Here is a 16,204-nt window from a genome sequence, read left to right as displayed (position 1 = left end):
ACGCCCCGGCCGGATGATCCGGTCGGGGCGAACGGGTGGGTGTGGCTCGGGGCCCGAGGAGCCTGTCAGCCTCGGTCGGGTCGGGACCCGAGCCGTCCGGCGCGGGTCCGGAGGGCGGTCAGCCCGAGTAGGGCTCGAAGGACACGACGGTCACCTTGATGTCGGCGCCGCTGGGGGCCGTGTAGGTGCAGGTCTGGCCCGCCTTGCCGCCGAGGATCGCCTTGCCGAGCGCGGACTCGGGGCTGTAGACGGTGAGGTCGGTGGTGGAGGCGATCTCCCGGGAGCCGAGCAGGAACGTCTCGGTGTCGTCGGCGTCGTCGTCGAAGTAGATGGTGACGACCATGCCGGGCGAGACCACGTCGGCGGCCGGAGCCTCACCGACCTTGGCGGTGCGCAGCAGCTCCTTGAGATAGAGGATGCGCCCCTCGGCCTTGCCCTGCTCCTCGCGGGCGGCGTGGTAGCCACCGTTCTCCCGCAGGTCGCCCTCCTCGCGCCGGGCGTTGATCTCGGCGGCGATGACCGGCCGGTTGGCGATCATCTCGTCGAGCTCGGCCTGCAGGCGGTCGTAAGCGTCCTGGGACAGCCAGGTGGCGGGCGCCTCGTTTCCGTTGGTGGACACAGGCGATCTCCTCGGTTGGTGCGGACTGGCTGACAGGTGAACTACCAAGTTACCAGTGCGGTGCCGGTCGAGGTGTGGTCGATCACCCCGGGTGCCGGTCGCGGGACCCGGGGTACGCGTGTTCCGGCAGCTCGCCGGTGCTCCGGCTCAGCCGGTCGGTCGGCAGCGCAGCACCTCGCCGATGAACGGCCGGGCGCTGGTGGGCACCTCCTGTCGGGCTCGGACGTGCCGCTGGCCGGACTCGGCGGTCACGGTGGCCTCGACGTGGCCCACCTCGGCGCCGTCGTGCGAGCGGGCCCGCAGCAGGCAGGTCGCCGAGCCGCCGGGTGGCACGGTGACCCGGAAGTCGACCACCACGCGGGAGTCGGTGATCCCGGTGTAGCTGATCATCTCGCCCTGGTACTCGGGGTCGCCGTACTGGCTGTAGAGCTTCGCGGCGGCCAGCCCGAGGACGGCCAGCAGGACGGTCACCGTCAGGGCGAGCAGGAGCGGTCGGCGGCGTCCCGGCTCCCGGCGTCGGCCGTACCGGCCGGGCGGGAAGACCGGCGTACCCGGTGTGACTGTGGCGTGCGTCTCGCTCACCGGCGGGTATCTCCTGGCGTTGTTGTCGGCGGCATCGGCAAGAATGGCTAGGTCCATCTTCCCAGCCCGGCGCTGAGTCAAGGATGGCAGGTCGGCCTCGACCGGCCAGGGTGGTCCCGGCCACTCCGGCAGCGGTCCCGACGTGCCAGCACGGGGGCTTTCGCGGGCGCGGGGGGAGATTCCGGCAGGTCAGCCGGTCGGCCCTGGGCGGGTCGTCCGGCCGGCACAGACGAGGAGCGCCGAAGGTGGCAGAACAGCTGCGTCTCATGGCGGTGCACGCCCATCCCGACGACGAGTCGAGCAAGGGCGCCGCCACCATGGCGAAATACGTCGCCGAGGGGGTGGATGTCCTGGTCGTCACCTGCACCGGTGGCGAGCGGGGCAGCGTGCTGAACCCCAAGATGGACCGCCCCGACGTGTGGGCCAACATCGGCGACATCCGTCGCGCCGAGATGGACGCCGCCCGCGCCGTCCTCGGCGTCGAGCAGGCCTGGCTCGGCTTCGTCGACTCCGGTCTGCCCGAGGGCGACCCGCTGCCGCCGCTGCCCGAGGGCTGCTTCGCGCTGCAGGAGGTGGAGGTCGCCGCCGCGCCGCTGGTGCGGCTGATGCGCCAGTTCCGCCCGCACGTGGTCACCACGTACGACGAGGAGGGCGGCTACCCGCACCCGGACCACATCATGACCCACAAGGTCACCGTGGCGGCGTTCGAGGCGGCCGGCGACCCGGAGCGCCACCCGGAGCTGGGCGAGCCGTGGCAGCCGCTGAAGCTCTACTACGACGTGGGCTTCTCCCGGGCCAAGATCATGGGCCTGCACGAGGCGATGCTCGCCGCGGGCCTGGAGTCGCCCTACGGCGAGTGGATGAAGCGCTGGGAGGAGCGCCCCGACAAGGGGGAGCGCATCACCACCCGGGTCGACTGCGCCGCCTACTTCCCGGTCCGCGACGACGCGCTGCGCGCCCACGCCACCCAGATCGACCCGGACGGGTTCTGGTTCCAGGTGCCGATGGATCTCCAGCAGCGCGCCTGGCCGACGGAGGACTTCCAGCTCGCCCGCTCGCTGGTGGACAGCCCGCTCCCCGAGTCCGACCTCTTCGCCGGGGTGCGCGAGACGTGCCGTGCCCACTGACATCGGCGCGGGCTACCCTGGTCGTCAGCCGCACATCGGAGGAACACCATGCTGACCACCGCCCAGGTGCTCGCGGAGAACAACTTCGGTGACACCCGCACGGGTGGTCTGGCCGGCCCGATGGGCCTCTTCCTCATCGTCGCGCTGGCCACCGTCACCGTCCTGCTCATCCGCAACATGAACGCCCGCCTGCGCCGCCTGCCCGACCGCTTCCCGCGGCAGGGCGAGCCGGGCCGGGTCGACTCGGCAGTCGTCGATCCGACAGACGGGGCCGTCGAGCAGGATTCACCGACGAGTGCTCCCAACGGCCCCCAGCAGCGCCGAAACAGCTGAACACCGCATGAATCACGCCCGAGCCGGTGGTCGCCCCCTGTTGCGGCCACCGGCTTTGGCTTAGCCTTCCGCCGGGGGGACCGTCAGGCCCCGGACCCTGCGCGGAAGGGGGGCGCCGATGTCGAGGGCAGCAACGGGCCCCGACCGTGTCCCGGTCGCACCCGCCGACGGGGCGGGTCCGTGACCTCCGAACCGGCCGACCGGCCACCCGATCGGCTCGGCCTGCGGGGCACCCCGGTGAGCGTCGTGCTGCTGACCGTCGCGGTCGCGGTCACCGCGCTGCTGGCCGCGGTGCTCGGCCTCGCCGTACCGGCACACCTGCCGGTGGACGACCCCCTGCCCGGGCCGGCCCGGTTCGGCCTCGCCACCGTCGCGTTCGCTGTGGCCCAGCTCGCCCGGCTCCGGTTCCGGGCCCCGTCGGGCATGGTCAGCATCACCTGGGGCGAGGCCGCGCTCCTCGTCTGCCTCTGGCTGGTCCCCGCCGGCTGGCTGCCGGCCGCCGCGCTGCTCGGCGCCGGTGCCGCCTGGACCACGATGTCAGTGGTCGCGGACCGCCGACCGGTGCTGGAGCTGGTGCGCATCGCCACCTCGCTCACCGCCGCCACGGCGCTGGCCGCGGCGGTCGCGAGCGCCCTCGGCCGGCCGCTGCTCGCCGCGCCCACCCCCGAACTGGCCCTCGCGCTGAGCGCGGGCGCGGTGACCTACCTGCTCACCACCGCCTGGCTGGGCGCCGCCACGCTCGCGCTGCGGCACGGCATCCCGATCGGGCCGCCGCTGCTCGCCGCGCTCCGCGGCAAGCTGCTCATGTTCATCGGCAACGTCGCGGTCGGCCTGGTGGTGGTCGCGATGCTGGAAATCGACCCGCGCTGGCTGCTGCTCCTGCCGCCCCCGCTGTGGTTGTTGCAGCAGACCTACCGGCACCGGCTCCGGGCCGACGAGGAGCGCCGGACCTGGCGGGCCTTCGCCGAGGCCACCGCCGCCCTCAACCAGCTCGACGAACGCGGCGTGGCGACCGCCGCCGTGACCGGCGCCCTCACCCTGTTCGGGGCCGAGCTGGTCGAGGTCGACGTGGCCCGCGGCGACGGGCGCTGGCGCCGGTACCGGGCCGACCTCGGTGGGCAGGTGCGGGACCGGGAGGTGGAGCCCTCGGCGGATCGCGGCTCCGGCGAACACGAGCTGGTCCGGCGGCTCGCCGTCGGCCCCGCCGAGGTGGGCCGGCTGCGGGTGCGCTTCGCCCGGTCGGCCCCGCCCACCGCCCGGGAACAGGACGGCGTGGCCGCCTTCTCCGACGCCCTGGCCGCCGCCCTGCACGACGCCGCGACCCACCGTGAGCTGCGGCTGGTCACCGCCCGCTCGTCGTACGACGCGGTGCACGACCAGCTCACCGGCCTGCTCAACCGGGCCGCGCTGCTCACCCGCGGCGACCAGGCGCTGCGGCAGCGGGCCCACGACCACCCGGTGGCCCTGCTGCTGCTGGACGTGAACCAGTTCAAGGAGGTCAACGACACGCTCGGCCACTCGGCGGGCGACCAGCTGCTGCGGCTCACCGCCAACCGGCTGGCCGCTTTGACCCGCCCGGGGGATCTGCTCGGGCGGCTCGGCGGCGACGAGTTCGCCCTGCTGCTCACCTCGGTCCCGGTGGTCGAGGACCGGACGGCCCCGCTGGCGTACGCGGTGCGCCAGGCCCGGGAGGTCGCCGAGCGGCTCGCCGCGCCGACCGAGGTGGCCGGGGTGCGGATGTCGATCGAGGTGGCGGTCGGCGTGGTGGTGGCCGACGCCGGCGTCGCCGACCTGACCGAGCTGTTGCGGCGCGCCGACATCGCCATGTACCAGGCGAAGGAGGGTGGCGGCAGCGTCGCCGCGTACGACAGCTCCCGCGACGCGGCGAGCACCGACCACCTGGCGTTGCTCGCGGAGCTGCGGGAGGCGCTGGCCACCGACGACCAGCTGGTGCTGGCGCTGCAACCGGCGGTGGACCTGGCCACCGGCGGGCCGACCGGGGTGGAGGCGTTGATCCGGTGGCGGCACCCGCGCCGGGGCTGGCTCGGCCCGGCCGACTTCATCCGCCCGGTGGAGAACAGCGAGCAGCTCGGCAGCTTCACCCGCTACGTGTTGGACAAGGCGCTGGAGGTGGCCGCCGGCTGGGCGCGGGAGGGGCTGGACGTCCCGATCTCGGTGAACCTGTCCGCCCGCAGCCTGCTCGACCCTCGGCTGCCCGCCGAGATCGAGGAGGCGCTGCGGCGGCACCAGGTGCCGCCGCACCGGCTGGTCCTGGAGATCACCGAGACCGTCGTGATGAGCGAGCTGGAGATCATCGACGAGGTGCTGGCGACACTGCGGGCGATGGGCGTGCAGCTCGCGGTCGACGACTTCGGCACCGGTTTCTCCTCGTTGACGTTCCTCACCCGGATCCCGGTGGACGAGCTGAAGGTGGACCGGTCCTTCGTCATCCGGATGGCCGACTCGCCGGAGGCGGCGGCGATCGTCCGGACCACGGTCGGGCTCGCCCACGAGCTGGGGCTGCGGGTGGTGGCCGAGGGGGTGGAGACCGCCGAGCAGCGCACCGCGCTGGTCGAACTGGGATGCACCGCCGCGCAGGGCTACCACTTCTTCAAGCCGATGCCGGCGGACAAGATCGGGGCGGTGCTGGGGTCGCTGCGCGACACCGCGCGGGGCAACGTCTTCCCGCTGCGCGCCGACGGCGCCTCCTGAGCGGTCCGCGCCGCCGGGCGGGCCCGACGGCGCGGGGGCGCGCTCAGCCTCGGGGCAGCACGTCGTCGAGGACGGCGGGCAGCGTGGCCCAGTCGGCCGAGGCGATGCTGGCGTGGGCGCGGGCCAGTTGGGCGACCCGGGCCGCCGCCGCGTCGGCGTCGCCGCTGCCGACCGCCGGCGGGACGTTCTGCGCGTCGGTCATCACCAGCAGGTAGTGGTTCGCGGCGTACCAGGCGGTGTCGATGCCGCCGGTGACGTACGCCGCCGCGTCGCCGTCGAAGAGCACGAACCACTGGCGCAGGGCCGGGTCCGCGTACCGGGTCCGGGGGTCGCCGGCCTGGGCCCGGTGCACCGCCGGGAACGCCCGGGCGCTGCCCAGCGTGCCGGCCGCCGCCAGACCGTTCAGGTGGCGGGCGTACTCGACGTCGGTCCAGAGCGTGTCGGTCGGGTTGCCCTCCTCGACGGTGCCGGGGATCAGCTCCACGATCACCCTGCCGGCGAGCTGCGCGCGGGTGGGCCAGGCGTCGGCGCGGGCGGCGGCGTCCAGGCCGGGGTGGTCGCCGAGCAGGTCGGCCGGGCGGAACACCCGGTCGCCGAGCCGCGCGGCGAGCACCGCGTCGAGCTGGGCCGGCCCCTGGCCGGTACGGCCGCTGAAGCCGGTCTTGAGCTCCAGCTTGAGGATGAGCGGGCCGGCGTCGGGGTGGGCGCCCAGCCAGAGGCGGATGTCGTCCAGGCAGTGCTCCAGGTTCTTGTTGCGGGTGCCGGTGTAGAGCTGGGCGGCGCTGGTGGCGGCGACGCAGTTGTTGTCGTTGCCCAGCGGGTTGCTGTGGCTGACCCGCCACTGCCGGGTCAGCACGTCGGGCCAGACGTCCAGCTCGATCAGCCCGGGCCGGGCGTCGAGCGCCTGGGCCAGGTAGGTGTAGGTGCCGCGCTCGTACGTGTTGTGGATTCCGACGCCGGTGGTGGCGGACCACCGGGTCTGCGGCGGGACCTCGGCGGACGCGGTGCCGGGGGCCAGCAGGGATCCGGTGAGGGCGGCGAGGGCGAGCAGGGCGGGGGGTCTGCGCATGGACCGTCTCCTTCGGACGTGCCGGCGGTGGACGACGCCGGCCATGCGCCGATTCAAATAGACAAAGGTGAATAGCGGAAGGACGGCTCGTGGCTCCGACCGGTCCGGGGGCGGCGGTCCGGCGCGGCGGATAGGGTCGGGTGGTGAACCGACTCGCCGAGGCCACCTCGCCCTACCTGCTCCAGCACGCCGACAACCCGGTCGACTGGTGGCCCTGGTGCGACGAGGCGTTCGCCGAGGCGAAGCGCCGCGACGTGCCGGTACTGATCTCGGTCGGCTACGCGGCCTGCCACTGGTGCCACGTGATGGCCCACGAGTCGTTCGAGAACGAGGCCGTGGCCCGGCTCATGAACGACGACTTCGTCTGCGTCAAGGTCGACCGGGAGGAGCGCCCCGACGTCGACGCCGTCTACATGACCGCCACCCAGGCCATGACCGGCCAGGGCGGCTGGCCGATGACGGTGTTCGCCACCCCGGACGGCACCCCGTTCTTCTGCGGCACCTACTTCCCCCGGGCCAACTTCGTCCGGCTGCTCGGCTCGGTGGCCGCAGCCTGGCGGGACCAGCGCGAGGCGGTGCTGCGGCAGGGCGCCGCCGTGGTCGAGGCGATCGGCGGCGCCCAGGCCGTCGGGGGCGTGACCGCCCCGCTCACCGCCGAGCTGCTCGACGGCGCCGCCGGCCAGCTCGCCCAGGAGTACGACGAGACGAACGGCGGTTTCGGCGGCGCGCCGAAGTTCCCGCCGCACATGAACCTGCTCTTCCTGCTCCGGCACCACCGCCGTACCGGGTCTGCGCGGAGCCTGGAGATCGTCCGGCACACCTGCGAGGCCATGGCCCGGGGCGGCCTCAACGACCAGCTGGCCGGGGGCTTCGCCCGCTACTCGGTGGACGGCCACTGGACCGTGCCGCACTTCGAGAAGATGCTCTACGACAACGCGCTGCTGCTGCGTGTCTACACCCAGCTCTGGCGGCTGACCGGCGACCGGCTGGCCCGCCGGGTCGCCCGGGACACCGCCCGCTTCCTCGCCGACGAGCTGCACCGACCCGGTGAGGGCTTCGCCTCCGCGCTGGACGCGGACACCGAGGGCGTCGAGGGACTCACCTACGTCTGGACGCCGGCGCAGCTGGTCGAGGTGCTGGGGGAGTCCGACGGTCGGTTCGCCGCCGACCTCTTCGAGGTCACCGCCGACGGCACGTTCGAGCACGGCGCCAGCGTCCTGCGCCTGGCCCGCGACGTCGACGACGCCGACCCGGCGGTCCGGGCCCGCTGGCAGGACGTGGTGGGCCGGCTGCTGGCCGCCCGCGACACCCGGCCCCAGCCGGCCCGCGACGACAAGGTGGTGGCCGCCTGGAACGGGCTGGCGATCACCGCGCTCGCCGAGTTCCAGCAGGTCGCCGCGCTCTACGCGTCCCGGGAGGACGAGGACGCGAACCTGATGGAGGGTGTGGTCATCGTCGCCGACGGGGCCATGCGCGACGCCGCCGAGCACCTGGCCGCCGTGCACCTGGTCGACGGCCGCCTGCGCCGGGTCTCCCGGGACAAGGTCGTCGGCGAGCCGGCCGGGGTGCTGGAGGACTACGGCTGCGTCGCGGAGGCGTTCTGCGCGCTGCACCAGCTCACCGGCGAGGGACGCTGGCTGACGTTGGCCGGGCAGCTGCTCGACGTGGCACTGGCCCGGTTCGCGTCCGCCGACGGCGGCTTCTACGACACCGCCGACGACGCCGAGCGCCTGGTCACCCGGCCCGCCGACCCGACCGACAACGCCACCCCGTCCGGCCGTTCGGCGGTCGTCGCGGCGCTGGTCGCGTACGCGGCGCTGACCGGGGAGACCCGCTACCGGGAAGCGGCCGAGGTGACCCTGTCCACGGTCGCGCCGATCGTCGACCGGCACGCCCGGTTCACCGGCTACGCCGCCACGGTCGGCGAGGCGCTGCTCTCCGGGCCGTACGAGATCGCGGTGGTGACCGACGACCCGGAGGGCGACCCGCTGGTGGCCGCCGCCCGCCGGCACGCCCCGCCCGGCGCGGTGGTGGTGGCCGGCGCCCCGGACCAGCCGGGTGTGCCGCTGCTGGCGGATCGTCCGCTGGTCGACGGGCAGCCCACCGCGTACGTCTGCCGGGGGTTCGTCTGCCAGCGGCCGGTGACCTCGGTCGAGGACCTGGTCGCCCAACTCGGCTGAGCCGTCACGGCCAGAGCTGCTCCCGCGCCCAGCCGGCTGCGCCCCGGCGGTAGCGCAGCCGGACGTGCCGGCGCTCCCGGTCGGCCTGCCAGAACTCGACCGTCTCCGGGGCCACCACGTAGACGGTGTGCGTGTCGGCGACCAGGTCGGGATCGGCGGCGAGGCGGGCGCGGACCTCGGCCAGTTCCCGGTCCAGCTCCGCCCGGTCGGTGAGGACGGCGCTCTGCCGGCCGGCCAGGGTGGCGATCCGGGAGCCCTCCGGCCGGGCCAGGAAGTCCTGCCGGGACACGGCCGGGTCGGCCGGCCGGGCGGTGCCGCGCACCCGGACCTGGCGCCCCTGCTCCCGCCAGTGGAAGCTGAGCGCGGTGCGCGGGTTCCGCGCGAGCTGGCGTCCCTTCGCGCTGGCCGAGCTGCTGGCGAAGTGCCAGCCCGCGGAGTCGAGATCCTTGAGGATGAGCACCCGGGCGTCGGGCGCGCCGTCGGCGTCGACCGTCGAGACGGTCATCGCGTGCGGCTCGTCGACCCCGGCGTCGACCGCGGCGGCGAGCCAGTCGGCGAAGAGGGCGGTGGGTTCGGCCGGCACGTCGGACGGGTCGAAGGACGGCATGTCGTGGGCCAGTACGGGCAGCGCGCGGAGCATCCGGCGAGTCGTCATGCGGATCATGGTGCCCCGCCCCGGAGCCGGTCGCCGTCCCGTTTCCCGGCCGTGGGACGGGGACGGGCCCAGCGGCCGGGGGTGTCGCCGGCCCGGTTAGGCTGGCGGCGCTATGGACTCCCGGACCGGACTCCCCGTCGTGGGCATGGTGGGTGGCGGCCAGTTGGCCCGGATGACCCACCAGGCCGCCATCGCCCTCGGTCAGTCGCTGCGCGTGCTGGCGCTCGCTCCCGACGACGGCGCGGCGCTGGTCGCCGCCGACGTCCAGTACGGCGACCACACCGACCTGACCGCCCTGCGCACGTTCGCCAAGGGGTGCGACGTGGTCACGTTCGACCACGAGCACGTGCCCAACGACCACATCCGCGCGCTGACCGACGAGGGCGTCAAGCTGTTCCCGCCGGCCGAGGCGCTGGTGCACGCGCAGGACAAGCGGGTGATGCGGGAGCGCCTCGGCGAGCTGGGCGCGCCCAACCCGGCCTGGCGTCCGGTGGAGTCGCCGGCGGACCTGGTGACCTTCGGCCGGGAGACCGGGTGGCCGGTGGTGCTCAAGGCCGCCCGGGGCGGCTACGACGGGCGCGGCGTCTGGATGGTGGACGACGCCGACCGGGCCGCCGAGCTGGCCGCGACACTGCTCGCCGGCGGCACCCCGCTGCTGGTCGAGGAGCGGGTGGCGCTGCGACGGGAGCTGGCCGTGCAGGTCGCCCGGTCGCCCTTCGGCCAGGTGGCCGCGTACCCGGTGGTGGAGACGGTGCAGCGCGACGGCATCTGCGTCGAGGTGCTGGCGCCCGCGCCCGACCTGCCGGAGGAGCGGGCGGTCGCGGCGCAGCAGCTCGCCATCGACCTGGCCACCGCGCTCGGCGTGGTCGGGCTGCTCGCGGTGGAGCTGTTCGACACGCCCACCGGTCTGGTCGTCAACGAGCTGGCCATGCGCCCGCACAACTCGGGGCACTGGACCATCGAGGGCGCCCGGACCTCGCAGTTCGAGCAGCACCTGCGGGCGGTGCTCGACTATCCGATGGGGGACACCTCGCTCGCCGCGCCGGTCGTGGTGATGGCGAACGTGCTCGGCGGGGAGCCGGGCGGGATGTCGATCGACGAGCGGCTGCACCACCTGTTCGCCGCCGAGCCCGGCGCCAAGGTCCACCTCTACGGCAAGCAGGTCCGTCCGGGCCGCAAGATCGGTCACGTCACGGTGCTCGGCACCGACCTGGCCGACGTACGGGCCCGGGCCGCGCGGGCCGCCCGCTGGCTCCAGGAAGGGACCCAATGAGCACCGTCGGGCTGATCATGGGCAGCGACTCGGACTGGCCGACCATGCGGGCCGCCGCCGAGGCGCTGGACGAGTTCGGCGTGCCGCACGAGGTGGGAGTGGTCTCGGCGCACCGCACCCCGCTCAAGATGATCGAGTACGGCCGGTCCGCCGCCGGTCGCGGCGTCCGCGTGATCATCGCGGGCGCGGGTGGGGCGGCGCACCTGCCCGGCATGGTCGCCTCGGTCACCCCGCTGCCGGTGATCGGGGTGCCGGTGCCGCTCAAGCACCTGGACGGGATGGACTCGCTGCTGTCCATCGTGCAGATGCCGGCCGGCGTGCCGGTCGCCACGGTGTCGATCGGCAACGCCCGCAACGCCGGCCTGCTCGCCGTCCGGATCCTGGGCGCCTCCGACCCGGCGTTGCGGGACCGGATGGCCGCCTACCAGGCGAGCCTGGAGGACCTGGTCGCCGAGAAGGAAGCCGCGCTGCGCGCCTCGCTGGCGTGACCGTTCGTCACCCCGCGTGCTCACCCCGGGCGGTCACCGATCGTGGCCGACCGGCGTGGCGCGTGTGCGTGCCCTCCGCTGCCGCGCCCGGACCTACCGCATGCCGCGCAGCGCTGTCTGCAGGCGCTCCTGGGCCCGCCGGCGACGCTCGTTGCTCGCGCCCAGCACCAGCAGGACGATGCCGACCGGGATCAGCACCAGCCACGGGCCGAGGCTGAACAACGCGTGCACCGCGGCGATCGCGGTGACCGTCGCGCCCACGATCACCGGTGCCTGCTGCCGGCTCGTCGAACCGAAGATCAGCACCGCCACGGCGCCGAGCAGCAGCAGCACCTGACGCAGCATGCTGGAGTCGGTCGCGATCACGATCGCCAGCGTCGGCAGGAACGCGGTCACCAGGGCCGGCCCGTACGCCACCCAGCTCGACAGGTCGGGCCGGTGACGCAGTTGCAGCACCCCGACCAGCAACGCGAGTGCCGCGAACGGCAGCGTGTACGCCTCCGGGAGCGCCACGTCGGCCACCCGCATCAGGATCCACCAGGCGCTGATCTCGCAGGCCACCACCGCCCAGAACAGCAGGTTGCGCTCCATCGGACGGCGGCCCGGACGGCTGGCCGCCACCCCGAGCACCGCGCCCCACGCGGCCAGCAGCGCGGCGATGTGCCGGGGCGAGTCGTACGCCAGCGCCAGCGCGATGAGGGCCGCCCCGTAGCCGCTCCACTCGACGGTGGCCGCCTCCCGGTACGCCTCCGGCCGGCGCAACCGGGGCAGCGTGGCGGCGAAGACCTGCAACGCGGCGCCGACCGCGAGCACCCCGAAGGCGGACCAGACCGCGGCGAGCCCCACCACCAGCCCGAGCGTGAGCGCGAAGAGCTGGGCCATCAGCGAGCCGAACAACCAGCCGAGGATGCGGGCCCGCTGGGTGGTGCCGAACAGCGCGGCCACGATGCCCACGCCGACGGCGCCGCCCAGCGTGAACAGGGTCAGGTCGCGGGTGGCGAGGCTGCCGCAGAGCCCCGCGCCCCCGGCGGCGAGCCCGATCGCGAAGACCAGCACCCGGGCGACCCGGATCGACCGGGCCGGCTCCACCAACGGCGGTGGTGGGGTCAGCGCCAGCCCGAGCATGGAGATGGTGAAGACGGCCAGCGCGGCCAGCGTGGTGACCGGCCAGCCCCGGCCCAGCGCCACCGGCGTGATCAGCAGGGTGAGGGCGGCGCCGGGCAGGACCACCGGCACCGCCCGGGACCGGCGACCGCCGCTGAACCCGGTCGCGGCCAGCGCCGCCGTGGCGGTGAGCAGCAGCGCGGTGAGCACATGGGTGGGGTCCACGGCGTCCGGCGGCGGGGTGAGCAGCTCCGGCGGCGGTCCCTGCCACACCCGGCCCAGCGCCGCGAACGGCGAGAACAACGCCACCACCAGCGACGGCGCCAGCGTGGCCAGGGCCAGCGCGGTGGGCAGCGCCGCCGCGGCGAGCGCCCCGGCCGCCGGGCTGACCCGCCAGCGCAGCTCCGTGCGGTCGCCCGGGTCCCGGCGCAGCGCCCCGTCGAACAGCACGGACCAGCGGCGCACCGGGCGGGCCGAGCCGACCGGCGGGACGGTGGCCGCCCGGACCAGTTCGGCGAGCACGCCGAGCAGCGCCGCGGCGGCGGCGAACACACCGGCGGGCAGGCGGACGAGCAGAGCGGCCGCCGCGGTCACGGTGGCCGCGCCGACCACGGCGACGCTGGCGTACGGAAGGTACTGCGGCACCTGCCGGCGTACCGCCGCGACCACGGCCAGGCCGATGCTGGCGGCGGCCAGGGCGGAGGTGAGGACCACCTGCGGCGGGCGGCCGAACTCGGCGGACAGGGCGGCCACCGCGCCGGGAAGGGCCAGCAGCGCCGCCCCGGCGCCCGCACCGCCCACCTGCACCAGATGCGGCGGCATACCCTCGGCGCGGATGTCCTCCACCAGCGTCGGCGCGAGCGTGCGAGCCAGCGCGGCCACCGTCACCCCGATCAACGCGATGCTGCCCAGCGCCAGCGCGGTGGTCCAGGGGCGGACCAGCCCGGCGCCGGCCGCGTGCAACGCCACCACGCCGGCCACGGTGGCCCGGGACAGCGCGGCCCGCGGATCCGCCGCGGCCGCGGCGGCCATCCCGAAGACGGTGGCCACCATGGCGCCCACCAGCACCGGCGACCACCAGGGCAGGTCGAACGCGGCCGGCGCGCCCACCGTGGCGAGCACCGCGGCCGCGCCCGACACGTCGTACTTCCGGGGCGGTGGCAGGAGGATGGCGGCGGTGACCGCGAGCAGCGCCAGCGCGACCGGCGCCTGCCAGGTGGACCCGCCGGTCGGCGCCGCCGGCCAGCCGCTCAGGTCACCGGCCCAGATCGGGCCGGGGGTGGCCAGCACACCGAGCCCGCCGCGCAGCGCGCTCCAGGCGGCGATCAGGCCGATCAGCGTGCCCCCGGCGGCGATGCCGAGGATCGGACCGCGCCGCCACTCCTCCGGCAGCGCCCGGGCGGCGACCGCCACCAGCAGCACCAGCGCGGCGGCCACCACGAGCTGACCGCCCGGCGCGAGGACCGCGGCGATCCGGGCCAGCGTGGCCACCAGCGCCACCGTGATCGCGGCCAGGGCCAGGTCCGAGCCGTCCAGCGACATGTCGGCGCGGCGGCCGGCGTCGATCCGCGGGGCCAGCGCCAGCAGCGCGGCCGAGATCAGCAGCAGACCACCCACCCAGGCGTCCGCCGAGGTGGCGCCGGGCGCGCCGAACCCGGCGGCGGCGACGGCGACCGCGCCGAGCACGGTGCCGAGCGCGTGCGGCATGCTCAGCTGCCGCTGCGCCACCTGGACCAGGGCGGCGTAGCCGAGCGTCACGCAGACCGCGAGGAAGCTCGCGGCGAGGATCGGAACGGTGATCTCGCGGAGGTTCGCCGGGGTGGGCGCCGGCGGGGTCGGCACGGTGGCGGCGACGAACGCGGCCACCGCGCCGGGCAGCGCGAACGCCGCGCCGCCGGCCGCCCAGGCGCAGACCCGGTCCGTCGCGGCGGCGGCCAGGCGCACCCGCGGCGCGAGCGACACCAGCGCCCCGGCCAGGAAGAGGAGCGTCAGCGCGGCGGCGGTGAGCGCGGGGCGGGCGAGCGCGGCCCCGGCCCCGACCAGGCCGAGCCCGGCGGCGGTCACCGCGTGCGCCACGGCGGCGCGCTCGGTGCCGGCGGTGAGCCCGAGCACCCCGATCGCGACGGCGGTGAGCAGCATCGGCCAGCAGGCCGCGGCCCAGCCCAGGCCGAGCGAGGCCGGCACCGCCAGCGCGGTGAGCGCCGCGCCGACCACCGCGAACTCCCGGCGGATCTCCGGCGGCAGCGCGACCACGGCGGCGACGGTGAGCAGCAGCGCGGCGGCGGCGAGCTGCCAGCCCGTCGGTCCGACCGCGCGGGCCAGCTCGGCGTGCCACCCGCCGAGGTCGGCCGACCAGGCGGGCAGCGCCGCCCGGACCGGGGCCAGCCCGGCGCGCAGCGCGCCGCCGGCGACCACCAGGCCGCTGACCGTGAGCGCCACCGCGGACGCCAGCTGCGGACCCCGACGGGCCGCCTCCGGTACGGCCCGGACGGCGAACCCGGTGAGCGCGATGACCGCGGCGATCAGCAGCAGCGAACGCCCGGGCAGGGCCACCGAGGCGACCCGGCCGAGCGCGCCGATGACCGCGAGGGTGAGGATGCCGGCGCCCACGTCGGGCAACGGCGGCCGGCGCAGCACCAGCGTCCCGGCCAGCGCGACCAGCGCGGCGAGCAGCAGCACCGCGCCGGCGCCGGCGGCGGTCGGCACGGTGGCGGCGCGGAGCAGGGCGGTGACCGCGTACGCCAGGGCGACCGCGACCGCGGCCCCGTGCAGCAGCCAGGTCAGCTCCCGCAGCCACGGCACCGGACGGGCCGGCGCGGCGGCGGCCGGCCCGGCGGGCGACTCGCCGCCGAGCACCTCACCGGCCTCCTCCGGCGCCGACTCCGGCCGGTCCTCGTCGGCGCGCTGCCGGGGTGCGGCGGGCGCCGGCGGCACGGTGGGGGGCAGGTCCTGCCGGACCGGCCGTTCGCGTACCACCACCGAGCGGGCCAGGGCCAGGTCCAGCACGGCCACCACGGTGAGCACCAACGCCCACCCCGCCGGGCCGGTGATCCGCTCGTACGCCAGCAGCGGCAGCACCGGCTGGGCGGCCAGCACGGTGGCGAACCGGGGCGCACGCAGGCCCGTGCCGTACGCGTAGCCGAAGGCGACGACGGTGGTGACCAGGAAGATCGACCCGGCGAACGCGGCGCCCGAGGTGCCGCCGCCGATCCGGTCCACGGCCCAGAGCGCGTACCCGGCCAGCGGCACCAGCAGCAACCCGACCGCCGCGATGGTCTCGGCGGTCGAGGTGAGCCCGCGCCGGGCCAGCACCGGCGGGGCGAGCAGCATCAGCACGGTCGCGACCAGCAGTACGCCGAGCCGCGCCAACGCGTCCATCGAGCTGGTGGCGACCGCGGCGAAGACCACCGCCGCGACGCCGAGCAGCAGCGCGCCCAGCCCGAGCGGAATGTTCTGCACCTCGCGGGACGACGCCTCCGGAGGATGCTCCGGGTCGTCCGCGTCGAGCCACTGGGGGCGGCCGCGGGGCGGCGGCGGGGGAAGGTCGTCCGGCCCGGGCGGCGGGGTGCCCTGCCGGGGCACCCGGGGCGGCGCGCCGGTGGCGGCCGTGGGTGGGCGGCGTCCGGGCCGCCGGCGGAGCACCCGGCGGGGACGGGTGGCCTGCTTGATCCGCTCCTCCCCGGCGTGCGCCAGGATGTCGCGCTGGAAGAGGGCGGCCTGCATCTTGGCCGCGATCTGCCGCTGCTCGCGGGCGATCTCGGCGTCTCGTGCCTTCATCTCGGCGATCGACCGCTCGATGTCGGCCAGGTGCTCGGTCCACTGGGGCTGTTCCGCGCCGCAGTGGGGGCAGACGACGGCGGGCTTGATCTCCCGCCCGCACGAGGCGCACCTGAAGCTCTCCACGTCAGTCTCCCGTTCGCCCGCGCCCCCGCACTGTGGACCTCCCAGAGGCAGCATGCCCTGAGCGGGCCGGGATTTCGACAGTTGCCGGCGCGTTCCGGACAACAAAAAAGGACCGGCCGGTCGGGGATGCGATCCCCGGCCGGCCGGCCCGACGTCGAC

The 16,204-nt window shown here is 75.5% G+C and carries 11 protein-coding genes; 6 read left to right on the top strand and 5 right to left on the bottom strand.

The annotated features are described in order from the left end of the window. Nucleotides 1–118 precede the first annotated feature (118 nt). Nucleotides 119–619, bottom strand: a complete 501-nt coding sequence (greA, locus tag GA0070622_RS28680) for a transcription elongation factor GreA (RefSeq protein WP_091581857.1) — start codon at nucleotides 617–619, stop codon at nucleotides 119–121. Nucleotides 620–766: 147 nt separating this feature from the next. Further along, nucleotides 767–1,201, bottom strand: coding sequence for a DUF4307 domain-containing protein (locus GA0070622_RS28675; RefSeq protein WP_091581853.1), 435 nt, complete (start codon nucleotides 1,199–1,201; stop codon nucleotides 767–769). A 245-nt stretch (nucleotides 1,202–1,446) separates the two neighbouring features. Here GA0070622_RS28675 and mca point away from each other — a divergent pair, with 245 nt between their 5' ends. From mca to GA0070622_RS28660, 3 genes are all read left to right on the top strand, one after another. Next, the gene (gene mca, locus GA0070622_RS28670; protein ID WP_091581849.1) at nucleotides 1,447–2,328 is read left to right on the top strand and encodes a mycothiol conjugate amidase Mca; all 882 of its coding nucleotides are present in this window, start codon (nucleotides 1,447–1,449) and stop codon (nucleotides 2,326–2,328) included. A 48-nt stretch (nucleotides 2,329–2,376) separates the two neighbouring features. Then, complete coding sequence (locus GA0070622_RS28665; protein WP_091581846.1) at nucleotides 2,377–2,661, top strand: hypothetical protein; 285 nt, start codon at nucleotides 2,377–2,379, stop codon at nucleotides 2,659–2,661. Between the two features lie 222 nt (nucleotides 2,662–2,883). Next, the gene (locus tag GA0070622_RS28660; RefSeq protein ID WP_176710612.1) at nucleotides 2,884–5,373 is read left to right on the top strand and encodes a putative bifunctional diguanylate cyclase/phosphodiesterase; all 2,490 of its coding nucleotides are present in this window, start codon (nucleotides 2,884–2,886) and stop codon (nucleotides 5,371–5,373) included. Nucleotides 5,374–5,416: 43 nt separating this feature from the next. Here GA0070622_RS28660 and GA0070622_RS28655 read toward each other — a convergent pair whose 3' ends face one another. Further along, a complete protein-coding gene (locus GA0070622_RS28655; RefSeq protein WP_091581837.1) occupies nucleotides 5,417–6,442 on the bottom strand; it encodes a phosphatidylinositol-specific phospholipase C domain-containing protein in 1,026 nt (341 codons plus the stop codon). 143 nt (nucleotides 6,443–6,585) lie between these two features. On the opposite strand from GA0070622_RS28655, the gene GA0070622_RS28650 reads away from it, so the two are divergent. Continuing rightward, nucleotides 6,586–8,622 carry a thioredoxin domain-containing protein gene (locus GA0070622_RS28650; protein ID WP_091584176.1) on the top strand — a complete coding sequence of 679 codons (2,037 nt, stop codon included), beginning with the start codon at nucleotides 6,586–6,588 and terminating at the stop codon, nucleotides 8,620–8,622. 4 nt (nucleotides 8,623–8,626) lie between these two features. On the opposite strand, the gene GA0070622_RS28645 is transcribed toward GA0070622_RS28650, so the two are convergent. Further along, nucleotides 8,627–9,277, bottom strand: coding sequence for a pyridoxine/pyridoxamine 5'-phosphate oxidase (locus GA0070622_RS28645; RefSeq protein WP_091581832.1), 651 nt, complete (start codon nucleotides 9,275–9,277; stop codon nucleotides 8,627–8,629). A 112-nt stretch (nucleotides 9,278–9,389) separates the two neighbouring features. Here GA0070622_RS28645 and GA0070622_RS28640 point away from each other — a divergent pair, with 112 nt between their 5' ends. Together GA0070622_RS28640 and purE are read left to right on the top strand one after the other, a co-directional pair. After that, nucleotides 9,390–10,550, top strand: a complete 1,161-nt coding sequence (locus tag GA0070622_RS28640) for a 5-(carboxyamino)imidazole ribonucleotide synthase (RefSeq protein WP_091581827.1) — start codon at nucleotides 9,390–9,392, stop codon at nucleotides 10,548–10,550. After that, nucleotides 10,547–11,038: a 5-(carboxyamino)imidazole ribonucleotide mutase gene (gene purE / locus GA0070622_RS28635; protein WP_091581823.1), complete on the top strand. Its 492-nt coding sequence runs from the start codon at nucleotides 10,547–10,549 to the stop codon at nucleotides 11,036–11,038. Before GA0070622_RS28640 ends, purE begins: the two co-directional genes overlap by 4 nt. 93 nt (nucleotides 11,039–11,131) lie before the next feature. On the opposite strand, the gene GA0070622_RS28630 is transcribed toward purE, so the two are convergent. Further along, entirely contained in the window at nucleotides 11,132–16,045 is a 4,914-nt protein-coding gene (locus GA0070622_RS28630; RefSeq protein ID WP_091581819.1) for an SCO7613 C-terminal domain-containing membrane protein, read from the bottom strand. Between the last annotated feature and the right edge of the window lie 159 nt (nucleotides 16,046–16,204).

The sequence above is a fragment of the Micromonospora sediminicola genome (assembly GCF_900089585.1).
Lineage (GTDB): Bacteria > Actinomycetota > Actinomycetes > Mycobacteriales > Micromonosporaceae > Micromonospora > Micromonospora sediminicola.
Note: the sequence above shows the minus strand (reverse complement) of the source record. Positions and strands in the feature narration are given on the sequence as shown.

What these genes read in the sequence shown, in the direction of transcription:
- GA0070622_RS28665 (WP_091581846.1), top strand. Translation starts at nt 2,377, where the DNA reads ATGCTGACCACCGCCCAGGTGCTCGCGGAGAACAACTTCGGTGACACC.
- GA0070622_RS28640 (WP_091581827.1), top strand. Translation starts at nt 9,390, where the DNA reads ATGGACTCCCGGACCGGACTCCCCGTCGTGGGCATGGTGGGTGGCGGC.
- GA0070622_RS28645 (WP_091581832.1), bottom strand. Translation starts at nt 9,277, where the DNA reads ATGACGACTCGCCGGATGCTCCGCGCGCTGCCCGTACTGGCCCACGAC.
- purE (WP_091581823.1), top strand. Translation starts at nt 10,547, where the DNA reads ATGAGCACCGTCGGGCTGATCATGGGCAGCGACTCGGACTGGCCGACC.
- GA0070622_RS28655 (WP_091581837.1), bottom strand. Translation starts at nt 6,442, where the DNA reads ATGCGCAGACCCCCCGCCCTGCTCGCCCTCGCCGCCCTCACCGGATCC.